General features: G+C 56.7%; 13 protein-coding genes. 8 read left to right on the top strand and 5 right to left on the bottom strand.

Annotation, left to right across the window (positions count from 1 at the left end):
• Nucleotides 1-107: 107 nt before the first annotated feature.
• From M0G74_RS04455 to M0G74_RS04440, 4 genes are all read left to right on the top strand, one after another.
• Entirely contained in the window at nucleotides 108-1,628 is a 1,521-nt protein-coding gene (locus M0G74_RS04455; protein WP_248215022.1) for an aldehyde dehydrogenase, read from the top strand.
• Nucleotides 1,629-1,840: 212 nt separating this feature from the next.
• Entirely contained in the window at nucleotides 1,841-2,146 is a 306-nt protein-coding gene (locus M0G74_RS04450) for a hypothetical protein (protein ID WP_248215020.1), read from the top strand.
• 86 nt (nucleotides 2,147-2,232) lie between these two features.
• Entirely contained in the window at nucleotides 2,233-2,622 is a 390-nt protein-coding gene (locus M0G74_RS04445) for an STAS/SEC14 domain-containing protein (RefSeq protein WP_248215019.1), read from the top strand.
• A gap of 81 nt (nucleotides 2,623-2,703) precedes the next feature.
• Complete coding sequence (locus tag M0G74_RS04440; protein WP_248215017.1) at nucleotides 2,704-3,450, top strand: TerC family protein; 747 nt, start codon at nucleotides 2,704-2,706, stop codon at nucleotides 3,448-3,450.
• A gap of 123 nt (nucleotides 3,451-3,573) precedes the next feature.
• Here M0G74_RS04440 and M0G74_RS04435 read toward each other — a convergent pair whose 3' ends face one another.
• A complete protein-coding gene (locus M0G74_RS04435; RefSeq protein WP_248215015.1) occupies nucleotides 3,574-4,404 on the bottom strand; it encodes a hypothetical protein in 831 nt (276 codons plus the stop codon).
• Between the two features lie 133 nt (nucleotides 4,405-4,537).
• Entirely contained in the window at nucleotides 4,538-4,921 is a 384-nt protein-coding gene (locus M0G74_RS04430; protein WP_160152261.1) for a RidA family protein, read from the bottom strand.
• Between the two features lie 110 nt (nucleotides 4,922-5,031).
• Between M0G74_RS04430 and M0G74_RS04425 the strand changes: the two genes are divergently transcribed.
• From M0G74_RS04425 to M0G74_RS04415, 3 genes are all read left to right on the top strand, one after another.
• Nucleotides 5,032-5,223, top strand: coding sequence for a hypothetical protein (locus M0G74_RS04425; protein WP_248215012.1), 192 nt, complete (start codon nucleotides 5,032-5,034; stop codon nucleotides 5,221-5,223).
• 142 nt (nucleotides 5,224-5,365) lie between these two features.
• A complete protein-coding gene (locus M0G74_RS04420) occupies nucleotides 5,366-8,185 on the top strand; it encodes a hypothetical protein (protein ID WP_248215009.1) in 2,820 nt (939 codons plus the stop codon).
• 91 nt (nucleotides 8,186-8,276) lie between these two features.
• Nucleotides 8,277-9,278, top strand: coding sequence for a hypothetical protein (locus M0G74_RS04415; RefSeq protein ID WP_248215006.1), 1,002 nt, complete (start codon nucleotides 8,277-8,279; stop codon nucleotides 9,276-9,278).
• A 38-nt stretch (nucleotides 9,279-9,316) separates the two neighbouring features.
• Here the strand turns inward: M0G74_RS04415 and M0G74_RS04410 are convergent, their stop codons facing one another.
• Nucleotides 9,317-10,270, bottom strand: coding sequence for a transglutaminase domain-containing protein (locus tag M0G74_RS04410; RefSeq protein WP_248215005.1), 954 nt, complete (start codon nucleotides 10,268-10,270; stop codon nucleotides 9,317-9,319).
• A 399-nt stretch (nucleotides 10,271-10,669) separates the two neighbouring features.
• Between M0G74_RS04410 and M0G74_RS04405 the strand changes: the two genes are divergently transcribed.
• Complete coding sequence (locus M0G74_RS04405) at nucleotides 10,670-11,557, top strand: hypothetical protein (protein WP_248215002.1); 888 nt, start codon at nucleotides 10,670-10,672, stop codon at nucleotides 11,555-11,557.
• 142 nt (nucleotides 11,558-11,699) lie between these two features.
• Here the strand turns inward: M0G74_RS04405 and pepN (M0G74_RS04400) are convergent, their stop codons facing one another.
• A complete protein-coding gene (pepN, locus tag M0G74_RS04400; RefSeq protein WP_248215000.1) occupies nucleotides 11,700-14,390 on the bottom strand; it encodes an aminopeptidase N in 2,691 nt (896 codons plus the stop codon).
• A 179-nt stretch (nucleotides 14,391-14,569) separates the two neighbouring features.
• Nucleotides 14,570-17,254 carry an aminopeptidase N gene (gene pepN / locus M0G74_RS04395; RefSeq protein WP_248214999.1) on the bottom strand — a complete coding sequence of 895 codons (2,685 nt, stop codon included), beginning with the start codon at nucleotides 17,252-17,254 and terminating at the stop codon, nucleotides 14,570-14,572.
• Nucleotides 17,255-17,550: the final 296 nt, after the last annotated feature.

Genomic DNA, 17,550 nt, shown 5'->3' with positions numbered 1-17,550 from the left:
GTTTATACTCGCCCTTTGATTTGTGATCACATTTTAGGTATAAACTGAACAATCCTTCAGTTTTAACCCATTGCTATCAAACTTGTAGCGAACTATTGAGGTGCGTCATGACAGAGAACCGGTCAAGCAAGAAGCCGACCCCGCAAACCCTCGAAGAGTGGCTGGCCATGGCCGACGCCCTCACGATCGAGGGGCGTGCCTTTATCAACGGCGAGTATGTGGATGCGCTTTCCGGCAGCACCCGCGCCAATACCAGCCCGGCGGATGGCCGCGAGCTGGTGCAGGTCGCCAGCTGCGGCCCGGAAGATGCCGAGCGTGCGGTCAAGGTGGCCCGGGATACGTTCGAATCCGGTATCTGGTCCCATATGCCACCCATGGATCGCAAGAAGATCCTGGTGCGCTTTGCCGAGCTGATCGAAGAAAACCGCGATGAAATTGCCTTGCTGGAAAGTCTCGACGCCGGCAAGCCCATCAGTGACACCATGAATGTGGATGTGCCCAGCGCGGTGACCACCATCCGCTGGAACGCGGAAGCGATCGACAAGATCTACGACGAAATTGCCCCCACCGGTCCGACCGAGATTGGCTTGATTACCCGCATGCCCCTGGGCGTGGTGGCCGCGATCGTGCCCTGGAACTTTCCGCTGTCTACCACCGCATGGAAACTGGGCCCGGCGCTCGCCACCGGTAACAGCGTGATTTTGAAACCGGCCTCCAACACCCCGCTGACCGCCATCAAACTGGCGGGCCTGGCCAAAGAGGCCGGACTGCCGGACGGTGTGCTGAACGTACTGCCGGGACCGGGCAGCAGTCTGGGCAAGGCCCTGGGTCTGCACATGGATATCGACGGCCTGACCTTTACCGGTTCTACCGAGGTGGGTAAAACCCTCACCGAATACTCGGGCCAGTCCAACCTCAAGCGCACCTTCCTCGAGTTGGGTGGCAAGAGTCCGAACATTGTGTTTGCCGATGCGGACCTGGACAAGGCGGCGGAAGCGGCGGCCCTGGCGGTGTTCTACAACCAGGGTGAGACCTGCACCGCGGGTACTCGCCTGCTGGTGGAAAAGGGCATCGCCGATACCTTTATCGAAAAGGTGAAGAAGGCCTCCGAGCGCTTCAAGCCCGGACACCCGCAGGACCCCAACACGGTGATGGGTGCGCTGATCGACCAGAGCCAGTTCGATACGGTCGAGTTCTATGTGGCCAAGGGCCTGGAGCAGGGCGCACAGCTGGTGTGCGGCGGCAAGCCGGTGGCGGCGGTTGAAGGCGGTCACTATTACGAGCCCACCATCTTCAAGGGCGTAAACGGCGATATGAAAATTGCCCGCGAAGAAATCTTCGGCCCGGTGCTGTCGGTGATCGAATTCGAAACCGAAGAAGAAGCGCTGCAGATTGCCAATGACTCCATCTACGGCCTCGCCTCCGGTGTCTGGACCAAAGACATCGGCCGTGCCCACCGTATGGCACGGGACATCCGCGCCGGGTCGGTATGGGTCAACAACTACTTTGGTGGCGATATCACGGTACCCTTTGGCGGCTTCAAGCAGTCCGGCAACGGCCGCGACAAGTCCCTGCACGCCCTGGACAAGTACTGCGAGCTGAAATCCACCTGGATCGATATCAGCTGATCCCCATCCAAGATCTGAATTTGACTCCTTTGGGCCGCTGTTGCGGCCCTTTTTTATGGGTTTCAGTAAAGGGGCCGATTAGCGGTTATGACTAGCGGTTACTAGGGGCGGGGCGTGAACGGGGTGTGACGTCATTCAGGGAAGCGTCAGCTTGGCGTTGCTAAAGTGCGGACATCGAGAGCCGAGGCTCAACCACCAAGGGGATTTTCACGATGCGTTATTTGATTTGCTCAGTACTGGCCGTTGCCCTGGCCGGCGGTGCCGGTGTAGCCATGGCCAAGGACAAGTCCGGCGACCTGCCTCCGGGCCTGCAGAAAAAGGTCGAGCGCGGTGGTGAGCTGCCTCCGGGCTGGAAAAAGAAACTGCAGCGTGGCTACGTTCTGGAAGATGCCATCTATCGCCATGCGGTGATCGTGCAGCCGGTCGATCGCCATGGTCTGGTGACCGTGCGTATCGAAGGCGAGCTGGTGCGCCTGGTTCACGCCACTCACGAGATTGTCGACATCCTCTCCCACTAATAGGTGGCTATCGCGGATTTGCCACCCTATACCTGCAGGTCAGTAGAATTCTGAACCGCGGCCCGAGGGCCTGAGGAGCTAACCCGATGGGTGAATTTCATCACGGCTTTTCTGTCAGTATCGAGCGCACCGGCAACGAGCGGGTGCTGCTTTCCCTGCATGCCCGGGGCAAGCTGGAACATCAGGATTACGAAACCCTGGTGCCCATGCTGGAGTCCGCCATCGCCGGGATGGAACACCCGAAGATCGATGTGATGATGGACATGCGCGAACTCCAGGGATGGGAAATTCGCGCAGCCTGGGATGACCTCAAGCTGGGGGTAAAACACGGCCGCCAGTTCAACAAGATTGCCATGGTCGGCAATAAATCCTGGCAAGAGGTCGCCGCCAAAATCGGTACCTGGTTTATCGGCGGTGAAGCCCGCTTCTTTGAAGATAAAGCGCCGGCCTTGGCCTGGTTGCAGGAAACCGCATAAACTCCCCTGTGAATTTTCGAGTTCCGGCGCTGCCTGTCAGCGCCGCACTTGTTTTTACAATAACGTCACAGGAATTTGTGCATGTTCGAATGGATCGCGAGTCCCGAGGCCTGGATTGCGCTGGCCACCCTGGCCGCCCTGGAAATCGTCCTCGGCATCGATAACATCATCTTTATCTCCATCCTTGTCGGTCGCCTGCCGGAAAAGCAGCGTGAGTCCGCACGGTTTATTGGCTTGGCCCTGGCCATGATCACGCGCCTGGGGCTGCTGTTTTCCATTGCCTGGATCATGGGATTGACCGAGCCCTGGTTCACTCTGTTCGGGGAAGAAATTTCCGGGCGCGATGTCATTCTGATCGGCGGCGGCCTGTTCCTGCTGGCCAAGGCGACCCACGAAATTCACAACAGCCTGGAAGGTGCCGAGGGCGAACACAGCAGCGCGGCCACCGCGACTTACGGCATGGTGCTGGTGCAGATCGCGGTGCTGGATATCGTTTTCTCTCTGGACTCGGTGATCACCGCGGTGGGGCTGGTGGATCATATTTCCATCATGGCCATCGCCATTATTCTTGCGGTTGCGGTAATGCTGGTTGCCGCCAAGCCCATTGGCGACTTCGTCGATCGCCATCCCACTATCAAAATGCTGGCGCTGTCTTTCCTGATCCTGGTGGGGGTGACCCTCATTATCGAGGGCTTCGATGTGCACGTGCCCAAAGGCTATATCTATTTCGCCATGGCGTTCTCGGTGGCGGTGGAGATGCTCAATATCCGCCTGCGCAAAAAACAGAGCACGGCCGTCCGGCTGCACAAACCGATACGGGAGGAGTGATCGACGGTCGTCGATTGGCTATAGGATAAATGCGAATAATTACCGGTAATTGCGGATAAACAATCAAAAGGGGCGAATCATTCGCCCCTTTTTTGTGCCCGCAAGAATTACCCGGCCGCGCTATCAGGCTACGCGCTTCAAACGGCGGCGGGGCGTCGCCGGGCGGGTCGGGTAATTGGGGCCCGTGGGCACCGAGCTCTGCTGCAGATACTGGAGGATCGTTTCGCGCAGCCGGGCATCGCCGCCCTCGATTCCCTGGTTGCCAAACAGGCGGTTGAATTCGATTACGTAGGGATGTCCACCCACCATGGCAATGTCCCAGCCGGCGTGATTGATCTCCAGGGTGCGCGCCAGGTACAGCGCCAGGTCAATCGCCGCCTGGGGTACCGGGCTGCGATCCACAAACCCACCCTTGGAAACATTGTTGTAAAACCCCTGGGCGGCCTGCAGTCGCCAGTAGGCGGTCACCACCTGGTCGCCGACGATCACGATTCGGATATCGCGGTCGATGGGCAGCCACTCCTGCACATAGAGCACATCGGTTTTTTCCAGGTAGGCATGCCAGTCTTCCCGCCCCTCGATCAGCCAGACACCAGAGCCGCGGGCGGCCTTGGGTAACTTGGCCACAAACGGGTGGTCCATGGTCTCCCACAGGTGTTGGGCATTTTCCGGGGTGTTGGCGACTATCCGGGTGGATGGGGTATTGCCCGGCGCAACAAGTTCAAACGCGCGGGTCATTTCGATCTTGTTGTGCCCCAGCCGGTAACTGGACTCGCTGGGAAAGACGCGGGCCTTGAGGCCGCAGGTCAGGGCGTTCAATTGCCAGTATTCCGGGAATAGCACCCATTCCGCTTCGGCAATTTGCGCTTTGTATTTGAAGACTGCTTCGGGTTTCAGTTGCAGGGTATCTGCGAAACCGAGGGTTCTGAAAACGTCAAAAGAGACCCATGCCACCGGTAAAAACACGCATAAGTTGAGGTGCGCGTTTTTACCGGGGTTGGAGCTCCGGCGTCAAGCAATTTCACGCCAGTTTCGGGGCGCTCGTCCGTCTGAACGGTCTGGCTTTCTGCGCCCCTGGAGCCCCGGATCAGCGGCTCAGGCGCGCGGTGACCTGGATCTCGATTTTCATCGCGTCGTCCAGCAGGCGGGCCTCGAATACCGTGGCCGCCGGGCGCACCTCACCCAGCCATTTTTGCAGTACCGGCCAGCAGGGTTGGAAGTCATCCCGGTTCGGCAGTATGTAGGTTACCCGCACAATTTCGGCGATCGCCGAGCCGGCCTCTTTCAGCGCGCTCTCGATATTCGCAAAGCATTGGTCCGTCTGCTCGGCCACATCATCACTGATGCTGTTGGTGGCGTAGTTGAATCCGGTAGTGCCGGAAACAAATACATAATCGCCGTCCACGACCGCGCGGGAATAGCCAATTTTGCTTTCGAACTCGGATCCGCTGGAAATCAGTTTTCTACTCATCGATGTCCTCCTTGATGGAATTGGCCCTTACTGGCGCCGTTTGAGAATTCAGGGCGCGGGATCATGCCACAGGCCGGAGAAATCCCCTAGCGGGAGGCGGTGGAAGCCGATTGCCGAAACGACGCTGGCGGCCTGAAGAAAAGGTTGCGGGCATTCAGGCGCAAGCTACTGCGGGTCAAATTTTCGGCAGTGTGCCCATAAAGGCAATGATTGATGGTTTTTTGTCCGTGCCGGCCCGGCAAAATAACCAAAAAGGGCCATTGTGGCGCTGGGTTAGCCCCGTCATCATTTTCACCGCCTAATCCTGAGATGCGTGTCACAGAGTTGCTGCCAATTGTGTTGCAACTGTCGACGCCCTCTCAGGGACTTATTCGCCGGGGGTATGGGCCCGGGCGTGTTGAATACTGAAATCAAGTTCTTATCGAAGGAACGGGGGAAATCGGAATGTACAGAAAGCTCGCACTGGCCCTTGCGGTCACCGCGCTCACGGCCTGTGGTGGTGGCAGCGGCTCAGGTAACGGAGGTGGAGGTTCCAGCTCCAGCTCAAGTTCTAGCTCCAGCTCCAGTAGCTCCAGTGGTGGCGGCAGCAGTAGCTCCAGCAGCTCCAGTAGTGGTGGCAGCAGTAGCAGTTCCAGCAGCGGTGGTAATGGCAGCCCAATCAGTGTTGGCGGTACCGCAGCCAAGGGCATCATTGCCGGAGCAACCGTTGAAGCTTACAGCGCAGCAGAGGTCCTGCTGGGTTCCGCGATCACCGGAGCGGACGGTAGCTACGTCATCGAGTTGAACGATGCGAGCTTTAGCGGCCCGATCAAACTGGTTCTGAAGCAACCGCAGGATGGCGGCGCCATGGTGACCTGTGATGTGGCCGAGTGTCGTGCCGCTGGGGAAGGCGACCAGGACAGCGACGAAGACGGCGTTATCGAGTTCGGTGAAAAATATGCACTGGATTACGAATTGAGCGCAGTTACGGTGGTGGACGAAACCGCAACCGAAATCAGCGCCAGTATCACCGCCCTGACCACCCTGGTGGCAGAAAAGGCCGGTGCAGCACTGACCCCGGCTTCCATCAGCGCGGCCAACACCTTTGTTAAAGATTCCCTGGGACTCGATGCCGACCCGATCACCATAGTGCCGGTCGATTTGACCAGCGCAACCGAGGCCGACGAGCAGGCGCTGCGCTTTGCCCTGGTTAACGCCGCGGTAGAAGCCTCGGCCGAGGGCGGTGACGTAAGTGCCCAGATCGCCAGCCTGAGCGCGGGATTTGAATCCAATACCGTCGATGCCGCAGCGCTGAATGCGGTGAGCGCGGCTATTGAAGGTGTGGCCGCAGCAACCAGCGCGGGCAACGAAGCGCTGGGTGGTGTTGAGGACGCGGCAGCCGCCGCGGAAGTCGATGCCGGTGCAGCGATTGCGGAAAACTGTGATGGTCGCGACACCTGTAACCCGGCGGTTGAAGTGGACGCGGAGCTGGCCAGTAACCTGGACGCCGCGAAAGCCCTGGTAGCGACCGCGCGCAAAGTATCGATTGAGGCCATTGAAGCGATCGACGCGGAGCTGGATGGCGAAGCGGATACCTATAACCCGGAAAATATCGTTGCCAAACTGCAATCGGCGGAAAACCTGCTGGACGAAGACATGCAGAGCGTAATGACCGCGTTCAGTGAGGTCAGTGATGTTTTCGTCAACCAGATTTCGGCGGTGGAGTTCGGTGTTGAGCCAACGCTGGAATCTCCAGCTGCGACCCTGCCAGAAGCAGCGGGCTACTTGTGGGATAAGTACCTGGGAGATACCGATTACGCCGACCGCGCGGATGCGGTTGCGCACTTCCCCGCGGGCACTATTAGCAAATCCGGCGTTCAGTGGACGCTGATCAACGGTGTCTACGACCTCGACGGCAGTGCATCCACCACCGATGATCAGGTCGCAGTTAACCTGACCATTAGCATTCCGGAGCTCTCTGGAGAACCCGGAAGCCTGGCGTTGACTGCGGGCGAGAACAGCCTGGCAATCGAAGGTAGCGCGGAATTGGGTGATGCCAAGTTTGCCCTGTCCGATGCTTCCAAAGTGAACCTGACACTCGGCGAGCAGTTTGGTGAAGGAAGCGAAAGTGAGCCGAAGATCGACAGCATCAGTGTGGTTGTTGACGGCAGCCTGGAAAACGCGGCACACGGCTTCAGCGGCACCGTCGAGTTCGCCCTGCGTAAATCCAGCGCGCTGGAAGAAAACAGTCCCGATAATCAAACTCTTTCGCTGTTGCCTGAAAAGCTGGCATTGCGCGGCGCCTTCACCGACAAGGTTGCGGAAACCTCGCTGGAAGCGTCAGTAATCCTGACCGTCGACAACGTTGCCGACTATTGGTACTTGGCCGAGGGCACAGAGCGCGAAGATCTGACCAGCTATGTCTACGAGCCAACCGACAATACGCTCACTATCACCCATGGTGATGACAGCAACTACGCGGTGGTTCGCTACTCCTATACTCCATCTGTGGATGAACTTAATTACGACCACTACATTGGCGTTGAGTGTGTGGAGCAAGTTGGCAATGCAGCTTGTCCGCAGCTTGATCAATACTGGTTCTGGGGGCTCAATCAGGAAGTAGCGAATGTCACCCAAGAGGCGTGTGTATCCGGTGAAATCAATGGCTGGTGGGAGGATGAGCTCGGCAAGTGTTTCCATGGCGTAACCCCGGAGTTCACCAATATCGCTCAGGATATCCGGGTTGCCTTTACCTATGATCACACCGAGCTGTTGGATGGCCTGGAAGTTCACTTGGCGGGTGAAGGTATCTATGGCGTAGGCCCGGGCGACTGGTGGCCGGACTACATCACGGACTCCATCTTCGATGAGGTCAGCGGTGAAGTGGTGGCTAGCCTGGCGGAGTCCGATCTCGACGTCAATGAAGACGGTCGCTATGTGAAAGCAACCTTCCGCATCAATGCCAATGGTAAACTCTCGGCCGATTTACCCGAAATGGATGTGGAGCTGATCCTCAAGCGCACCGGTTTCGAGCTGGGCGATGCTTCGCTGACGCTTACCTGGGGCAGCGATCTATTGCGGATTGCCATCGACTATGTCGGCGAAGAAACCAACACTATGGTACTGAGCGACGGAAGTGGTACGGAATTCACGCTGGAACTGTTTGAAGACGACACCATTGCCGGTACCATCAGCAAAGACGGCACCGTTTACGGTACCTTGAGCGAAGAGAATAATATTTACCTGATCACCTGGATCGACAATGCAATCGAAACCCTGCTCTGAGCAGTGTGACACTTGCGAAAACGGAAAAGGTCGCCCCTGGCGGCCTTTTCTGTTCTTGGGGTTAATGAACCTGTCTTCACAGTCAGTTGCAGTGCCAGCCCCCGAAGTCACACTGGATTTTTACAGCCGCACCGTCAGTGAAGCGCTGCCCATCAAGGAATTTACCGGCAAGTGGAAAAACGCACCGGGTAATGGTGAAAACACCTGGACCCGAAATCGCCTGGATACCGGCGCCTGGTTGGGAGACTGGGGTGTCTCCTACACCGTGCGATACGATTACCAACTGCAGTACAACCGCGCGACCGCGGATCTTTACTACCGGGATGAACAGGGCTTACCCCCCGGCGAGGGTGCGGTACCGGTTTACCTCAATGCGCTGCAGCTGGAAGCCGATGGCATCAAACTCAAACGCCGCTGGTATTTTTACTCCGGGCTCTTCCTGCAGGCGGACATCAGTTTGCTGAAAGCGCGAGAATTTCAGGATGGCACTATTGACGGCCTGTTGACCGCGGGCGAGCAGCTTTTCAGTGGCAATGCCAACCTCGATTATCGCTACACCGATGACCTGCTGCTCAAGCATGAATTTGAAATGCCGGAGGGCGAAGGAATCGCCGTAGATATCACCGCGGGTTACCGGGATAACAATCGTGTGATCTCACTACAGGTACAGGATGCCTACAACCGGATTCGCTGGAAGCAGGCTCCCTATACCCACGGAAAGTTTGATACCGCCAATCGCGACGTTGAAGACGAAGTGCAGCTGGCCCCGGTTTTTTCCGGCTGGCGGGAACTGCAAGACCACGACATGACCATGCCCATCTATGCCCTTGGACGCTACACCCAGCGGCAACAGAATTTCCAGTGGTCTCTGGACCTGGAGTATTTTGCCGATGATGTGAAGTACCGACCGGGCATGCGCTGGGATAATCTCCCCGGGAATCCCTATCTGGGCTACGAAGGGAGCGATAAACAGTGGCTGCTGGCGTTGAGTGATGAGCAAAACATCTGGAAGCTGCAGCTTGGATTTGACGATATCAATCTGGAAAAGGCACACAGTCTGACGATCGCCATGGCAGTAGCGGCACACTGGTAAGCTACTGCCAGCTTAACGTCCGACACTATAAAGCGGGTTCAGGAGCCCTGTTTTTCATCTTTCAGTGCACCCTCCGTCCGAGACAAGGCGCGCCGATTAATTTGCTCGTAAACCAGGCGACGGTTGTGCCACGCCGATACGTTATTTTCATCGAGCTCGATGGCGCGGCTATAACTGAGTTCGGCAAGGGTTAGCTGTCCTGCTCTGCGCTGTAGATATCCCCTGGTTGTCCACAGTAGAGAGGAGTTTGCGTTCAATGCCATTGCTTCGTTGATGTGGGCAAATGCCTGGTCGAGATTATTCTGATGTGCCGCTTCGATGGCGAGGTTGTTCAGGTAAAACAGCACAACCTGTTTGTCAGTTATCGGAATATGTTTGTAGGGCCCCCTGGGTTCAAAATTTGACTCGATAATGCGGGTTGTCCAATCGAAAGATACCTCGGCATTTATATGCAAAATATTCTGGACCAGTGGATTTCCCCGGCTGTCGGTCACCCGCCGTGCTGTCGGTGCTTCAACAAAATTGAAGTGCGCCTCAACCCCGACTTCTCTCGCCAGCGCAACAATCATCGCAGAAAAGGAGATGCAGTTTCCCCGACGCGATTGGAAGACTTCGGCCGCGGAAGTGGTATGGGAGAGATCATGTTCCATGTAGAAGTTTTCCCGCTTCAGCGTGCGCAAGATCGCTCTGAATCGCGCGTTGGGGGAAGAGTTTGGTGAGATGCCAGCGACAAATTTTCGCATGGCCGGACTGACCCATAGCAGCTGATCGCCTTTGGCACCGGCTGCCTCCATCGGGGGCCGGATTGCGGCGATTCCCCCAGGACTATTTTCCGCCACGAGGAGCTGATCGACAGCTGGTTGCGCCGCTAAATTATCTGAGCCGCCCATACCCTCCGTACTGGCGCATCCCCATTGCATTGCTGCAATGAAGAAGGCGCCGACTATTTTTACACTTCCCGTTGAGATCTTTTCCCGCATCAATATCGCCACCGTTATGCTCCTGCCAGCCATGTCCTTGTGTGTGGCTATAGGATGGGTGAGGCTTGCAATTCAGATGCAATATCTCGATAAGCTGCGCAATAAGTCCGACGAAATGCAATTTTGGCGATTATTTCTGCCAAAGCGGGCTCGGAAGGTGCGCTGGAAGTGTAATTTTTTTCGGTAGAGGGTTTGGTTGAAAATTTTTATGCCAAATCCACTCTGACACGAATTTATATTTTAAAAAGAAGCGCAGAAAGATGATTTAATCTGCGCGCACTCCCGGTGTTATGTTCAAGGAAAAAATGGGATCTAAGGCCGGGCGATGGAGCTTTTTATTTCAGGGAGGTTAAATTCGTGCCGGTCATTGCTTATCAATCGCTTAATTCAAACGCCAGTACCAATCACGGTGTGGCGTCCTCAAACTCGCAGCACTTTACCAAGATCGCACACAATAAAATTGCCCAGGGCGGCGAGCGCTGGATGCTGGCGATGCCGACGGCGGAAGGTGTCGCTCCCAATATTCCTATTCACGGCCCTGCACAATTGATTGCCAGTGCCAAGCAGGGACACCATAAAGATACCAATTATTCGAACGCCAGTTTCTTACAGTTGATTGAGGGCAAGGCGCGGCAGACGCATCAACACCTGATCCGTTCCCTGGGTCCCTGTAGCCTGCTGGTTTATGGGGAAATGGACGGTAACCACAGTGACTGGCAAAGCATGGGGCAGCACGCGGGAGAGTTAGTGGGGGCGACCAGTAGCGGCAAGGCCTGCAACAGCTTTAGTGTGCACGCGGCCAACAATAGCCAGCATACTCTGGTGGCATCCGGTATGGGCTGGGTGGCCGTGCGGAGCCAGGGCATTATGGCGCTGTTTGTGCATGTCCCCAACGATGTAGCGAAAGAGCGCGGCAAGACGCTGCGTTTTTATAGTGATATACGCACTCAGGTATTACAGGCTACCGGCGGTGGTGTGATCGACCTGATTATGGGGGACACCAATCAGCCCCGCAGTGGCTATACCCAGGAAATCGTTACCCAGGCGATGGGGATCCAGTTTTCAGAGTTGCATAAGGACAAGCTGATCCAGCCGGAGGATGCCTACCAGCGCAGCTTTGGCGGGACTAATAGTACCGGAACGCAGAAATATGATATCGCCCTCCACAATACGGAAACCGTGAAGGTGGAAAATATGGTGTATCTGTCCCAGTGCACGGAAATCATCGGTACCAGTGGCAGTGAAGCCGCTGCGATTACCGACCATATGGGTATTGGGGTCAAAGTGGTGAAGGTCTGATTTCGGAAAGGCATTGTGCGGGGCTGACAGAGCGTGCCCCGCGGCGCTAGCCGTCAGCCTGCAGCAACTGCCCAGAGTGTTCTCGGGGCAGTTACCTGACGGGTTATTTTCTTAAACGAAGTTTCTGTTTCCCGACAAAATTTCAGTTATTGACCGACTTTTGTCGGGCATTCATATCCTGACACCAGACGCTCTGCTGTTGTCGATCCTTCAGTACCCGGCCAAGGGCGGGTATCAGGTCCGGGTTCTTGGCCAGCACTTGCTGGTAAGCGTCAATTTCAGCTTTGCTACAGGCGATGGGAAACAACAGGGCATAGGCCTTGTTGTAGAGCGTATCGCCGGTGGCGCTGACGGTCGGGGCGGCGGCGAACAGCTGTGCGCTGAACTGGCGGTAAAGTGGCAGCTGCTCCGCCGGGAACAGGTTGCCGGCGGCCGCCTTGATCTGGCTCAGCTTGTAGTCATCCCGCTTGTTCAGAATATTGTCCAGCCATTCTTTCTTGGTGGCCTCGGTCGGACGGCCGGCGCGAGCGGCAATGGCTGCGTTGTTGGCGCGATCACTGCTGTCCTTTTTCAGCTGGTCGGTAACGCGTTTTTCATAGTCCCCGTAAAGGTTGCGGTTGAGCAGGGCAATCAGTGGCCAGCTGCGGTCCTTGCCGATTTCCAGGCCCTCGATTTCAAGCTTTTCATCCAGCAGTTGTGCGGCGTTATCCAGTGCCGTTTCACCCTGAGCGAGGTCGGCAAAAGCGTAGAACCAGGTCTTCTGGGTATCGCTGCCCGCCGGTGCTGCATTCAGCTGTTGCCAGGCAAAATCGCTGATGGCCTGCAGCTTCTGCTTGCGCTGGGCATTCGGCAGGTCCAGTCGGTAGAGATAATTGTGCGCACTCTGCAGGTGGTTGCTGATCAGCCGAATCACATTGATGTCCGTTTCATGGCCGGCGTTTTTCAGTGCGAATTCGATCCAGTCGGTCAATGGCAACTGTGCATCGGTCACCGAGTCGTAGAGGCTCTGCCACAGTATCAGGCGGGTAAAGGGGCTCTCTATATCATTGATATGCTGATTGACCGCGGCCACGGTGCTGCCGTCGAGACGGGTTTTTACATAAGCCCAGTCTTCATCGTTCGGAATCAGAATCTGCGGGCAGGGCATGCCCACGGCGTCTTTCACTTTAGTGGTTACACCGTTATAGATAACTGGCACCTTGGCGGCACGGGTCATTTTGCCTTCTTGCATGCGGTAAATACCCAGCTGCACTTTCTGTGAGCGCAGCGTGGGGTACTGCTCCGGAGCTGTCTGCTCAATGCTCAGGGAGCTGATGCGGTCTTTGTCGCACTGGTAGCGCACGGCGATGGTGTTCAGGCCCGCTTTGTACAGCCAGTTCTGGGTCCAGCCGGTGAGGTCCTTGTTGGCGGCGGTACCCAGCGCGCCCATAAAGTCTTTCAGCTCGGCATTGCCATAGGCGTGCTCTTTCAGGTAGTTGCTTACCCCCTGACGGAAAGCCTCTTTACCCAGGTAATAGGGCAGTTGATTCAATACCGAGCCGCCCTTGCCGTAAGTGATGCCGTCAAAATTGGAGAAGGCCTCGTCGGTATTGGGGACCTTCACTTCGATGGGGTGTGTGGTTGGCAACTGGTCCGCGCCATAGGCCCACTGTTTACTGCCCAGGTAGAAATTCTGCCAGACGTCTTCAAATTCGCTGTTCTCGGACAGGGCGAGGCTCGCCATATAGGTGGCAAAACTTTCTTTCAGCCAGAGGCCGTTCCACCAGTCCATCGTCACCAGGTCACCAAACCACATATGTGCCATTTCGTGGGCGATGACGTTGGCGAGTCGCTGGCGCTGGGCCTGGGTTTTATCCCCGCGGGAAACATAGCCTTCGTTAAAGGTCACCGCCGCCACGTTTTCCATGGCGCCGATGGTGAAGTCGGGAACGATCAGCTGATCGTATTTTTCGAAGGGATAGGGGATATCGAAATACTTCTGGTAAAACGCGAAGGATTCACCGGTAAATTTGAACCAGTCGTCCGGCTTCACGTATTCCGCCATGCTCTTGCGTGCAAACAGGCGCAGGGGAATACCCGCGGCATCGCTTTCCCAAACGGTAAACGGGCCCGCGTGCAGTGGAAAAATATAGGTGGAGAATTTCTTTGACTGGGGGAAGTGCCAGCGCTTAAGGCCGTTCTCCAGTGCGTCCACTTTTTCCTCGCGGGTTGCGGTGACCACCTGCCAGCTTTCCGGTGCAGTGACGGTGACGGTATAGCGTGCCTTCAGGTTCGGCTGGTCAAAGTGGGGGAAAAAGCGGTTGGCCTTGTACGGCTCGAAATGGGTGTAGAGGTAAACGCTACCGTCTTCCGGGTCCTTGAAATGGTGCAGGCCAGAGCCATCACTGGAGTAAGGGTGTTCGTATTCGATAGCGATGCTGTGCTTGCCCTTGGTCAGCATCGATGGTGCCAGCGCGATAAAGTTACCGTTGTAATCGAAGTCTACCGCTTTGCCGTCGAGCGTGACCTGTTTCACTGTGCCACCGGCAAAGTCGATGGTCAGCGGTTGCTTCAGATCCCGTGCCAGGGTGGTATCGGCGGTTACCCGACCGGAAAAAGTCTCAGATTGATTACCCAGGGTCACTTCGATCTGATAATCCACATCGGCAATCTGCGCGCGACGCAGTGCGGCGTATTCCGCCGTCAGTGCCGGGCGGTTTTCGCGATCAACTGCGATGGATGTCTCGGCACCGGCAGCAGAGATGTGGCTCACGGCGGCAATGGCGCCGGCGAGCAGGCAGCTGGCTAGTTTGGGAAGAGAGGGCGGTAAAAGGGAGGTGAGTCGGCTGGGCATGAAATTCTCCAGTATGAGCGCGGCGCTTTTTACTTAGACCTTGCGCTGCAGTTTAGCCTGTAACAGAGGTCGTCGGGGAGCGGGTAGCCGGTTATAAGCCTTTTGATAGGCAAAAACAGGTAAAACAAAAAAGGCCCCGAAGGGCCTTTCCTGTGCCGGGCGGTCCGGCGAGAACCGGATTAACCGGCCTTGTTGTTAATGGCTGCTGCCATGTCCAGACACTGCTGGTTTCTATAACGACGATTTTTCAGCGCTTTCTCCAACAGCGGGTTGAGTTGCTTTCCGCTATTGAGAAGCTCGCTCATCTGCTGCACACCTTTTTCGCTGCAGTTCAGCGGGAACAGGCGGGTATAGGTGCCGACAAATTCCGAAGCGTCGCTGGAGTTAACTTCGTCCAGTGCCGCGACAATCCGCTCAACATTCGCCTCGTAGAGACCCTGCTGTTCGGTGGGGAAGAGCGCGCTGGCGGCGTACTTCAGCTGGGCCAGCTTGAACCCTTCGCGGTTGTCCAGCAGATTGCCGAGCCACAGGGCTTTGGCTTCCTGCTGAGGGCGGATGGCTTCCGCGGCGATGGCGTTCAGCTGGGAGCGGTCGGAGCTGTCTTTTTCCAGTTCAGACTTGATCGCCTGGGCGTAGTCACCGTAGAGGTGCTGGTTCAGCAGCGCGATCAGGCTCCAGCGCATATCCGGATCCAGAGTCAGGCCTTCAATACTCAGCTCACCGCGCAGCATGTTCTGGGCATTGCCCAGTGCTTTATCGGTGTGGGCCACGCCAGTAAAAGTACCGAACCAGGTTTTTTGTGCATCGCTGCCCGCCGGAGCGTTTTGCAATTGCTTCCAGGCGAAGGTTTCGATCGCCAGTTGCAGCTGGGTGCGCTTGGCATCGTCCATGGCAACCTGGTTCAGGTAACCGTAGGAGGCTCCCAGGTGGCTGGAGACCAGGCGGATCACGTTAATGTTTTCTTCGCTGCCGGCGTTGCTGACCGCGAAGCTCACATACTGATCCAGCGGCAGTTTGGCATCGGTCACGGAATCGAACAGGCTCTGCCACATCATCAGACGGGTGAACGGGCTCTCGATGTCATTGATGTGCTTGGACATGTTATCCACAGACACCTTGTCCAGATTCACCTTGGCAAAAGCCCAGTCGCCTTCGTTCGGATAAACGATCTGCGGGCAGGCTTCGCCTTTGGCGGCGGTGACTTCGGTGGAGGTACCTTTGTAGATCACCGGGATGGCCTTGCTCAGAACCATCTTGCCGCCGTCCATGTTGTACAGGCCGACCTGGGTGCGTTGCTCGCGCAGGGTCGGGTAGTCCTCTGGCGCAGACTGGCGGATGGTCAGGCTGGCAATCTTGCCACCTTCACACTGGAAGTTGGCTTCAATGGTGTTGAGGCCGGCCTGGTACAGCCACTGTTGCTGCCATGCATCCAGGTCTTTGCCGGCGGCTTTGCCCAGGTGACCCATAAAGTCATCCAGGGTGGAGTTTTTGTAGGAGAGATCCTTCAGGTAGTTGGAAACCCCTTTGCGGAACTCTTCTTTGCCAAGGTAATACGGCAACTGCTTGAGGATGGAGCCACCCTTGCCGTAGGTGATGCCGTCAAAGTTGGCGAAGGCCTCGTCGGTGTTTTTCACCGGCAGCTGAATCGCATGGGTCGTCGGCAGCTGATCAGAGCCGTAGGCCCACTGCTTGGTGCCCTGGTAGAAGTTTTCCCAGGCATTGTCGAACTCGCTGTTCTCCGCCAGGGATAGGTTCGCCATATAGGTGGCGAAGCTCTCGTTCAGCCACAGGTCGTCCCACCAGTTCATGGTGACCAGGTCGCCGAACCACATGTGCGCCATTTCGTGGGCGATCACATTGGCCAGGCGCATACGCTGGGCTTGGGTTTTTTCGCCGCGGGAAACGTAGCCTTCGTTGAAGGTTACCGCGGCCACGTTTTCCATGGCGCCGGCGTTGAAGTCGGGCACGATGACCTGGTCGTACTTCACGAAGGGGTAATCCACTTCAAAGTACTTCTGGAAGAATTCGAAAGACTGCTTGGTAAAGGTGAACCAGTCGTTTGGCTTCACGTATTCCGCGAGGGTTTTACGCGCGAACAGGCGCAGCGGGATACCGTCGGCATCGTCTTCCCACACGGTGAAAGGACCGGCGTGCAGGGAGAAAATGTAGGAAGAGAACTTCTTGGATTGCGGGAATACCCAGTGATTCACTTCACCGGCTTCTTCGATCTTGCTCTCGCGCACAGAGGAGATCACGCTCCAGTCTTTCGGTGCGGTCACGTCGAGCGTGTAGTGCGCCTTAAGGTTGGGCTGGTCGAAGTGCGGGAACAGGCGGTTGGCATCGTAGGGCTCGAAGTCGGTGTACATGTACACCTCATTGTCCACCGGATCCACAAAGCGGTGCAGGCCAGAACCGTTGGTGGAGTAGGCGTGCTTGTAGTCCACGGCAATCGCGTGCTTGCGTCCTTTCAGGTGCGCAGGCTCGATGGTAATGAACTGGCCGTTGTAGGCAAAAGGTACGGTTTTGCCGTCGACCTGAACGTCTTCCACTTCACCGCCGGCGAAGTCGATGGTCAGCGGCTGCAGCAGATTGCGGCGGAACTGGGTGTCGGCAACCACACGACCGGAAAATGCATCACCGGTTTTGCCGATGGTGACAGACAGCTTGTAATCCACCTGGGCAATCTGTTGCTTGCGCAGCTTGGCGTACTGCTCAGACAGCCCGGGCGCGTCGCTGCGGGCAACGGCCGGCTTGGCCAGGGCGTGTGCGGTAGTGGTGGATTGCAGCTGGTTAGGCTCCAGGCTGCAGGCGGCGAGAATGCTGCTGCACAGCACGCCCAGGGCGAATTTTCCGGTCTTGTTCATGGGGACCCCTTGGTACTTTTTTGTACTTGGAATTGGTGTCTTTGAAATTCGAGTTTTTAGAATCGGGATTTCAGCGCATGGCGCGGAAAGTTGATTCTTATATCACGCCACCGGGGGCTGGGCGGGCCGGCTTGTCTCGCTGAGGGAGCGGTTCGTCGCGGGCTAGTGAAATCTGCGGAAAGGTTGGTTTTCCTGAAGTTTTAAACTGCCAAATTTATATTTTCGGAGTTTTGTGCTGCATTCAGGTGGTGCAGCGCGTCGCCCGTGTTGGTGCGTAGATGAGGGGCAAGTGGCGA

Origin of the sequence: Microbulbifer sp. CAU 1566 (assembly GCF_023156515.1) — a bacterium.
Lineage (GTDB): Bacteria > Pseudomonadota > Gammaproteobacteria > Pseudomonadales > Cellvibrionaceae > Microbulbifer.
The sequence above is the reverse complement of the archived record's forward strand: the minus strand, read 5'-3'. Positions and strand labels throughout refer to the sequence as shown.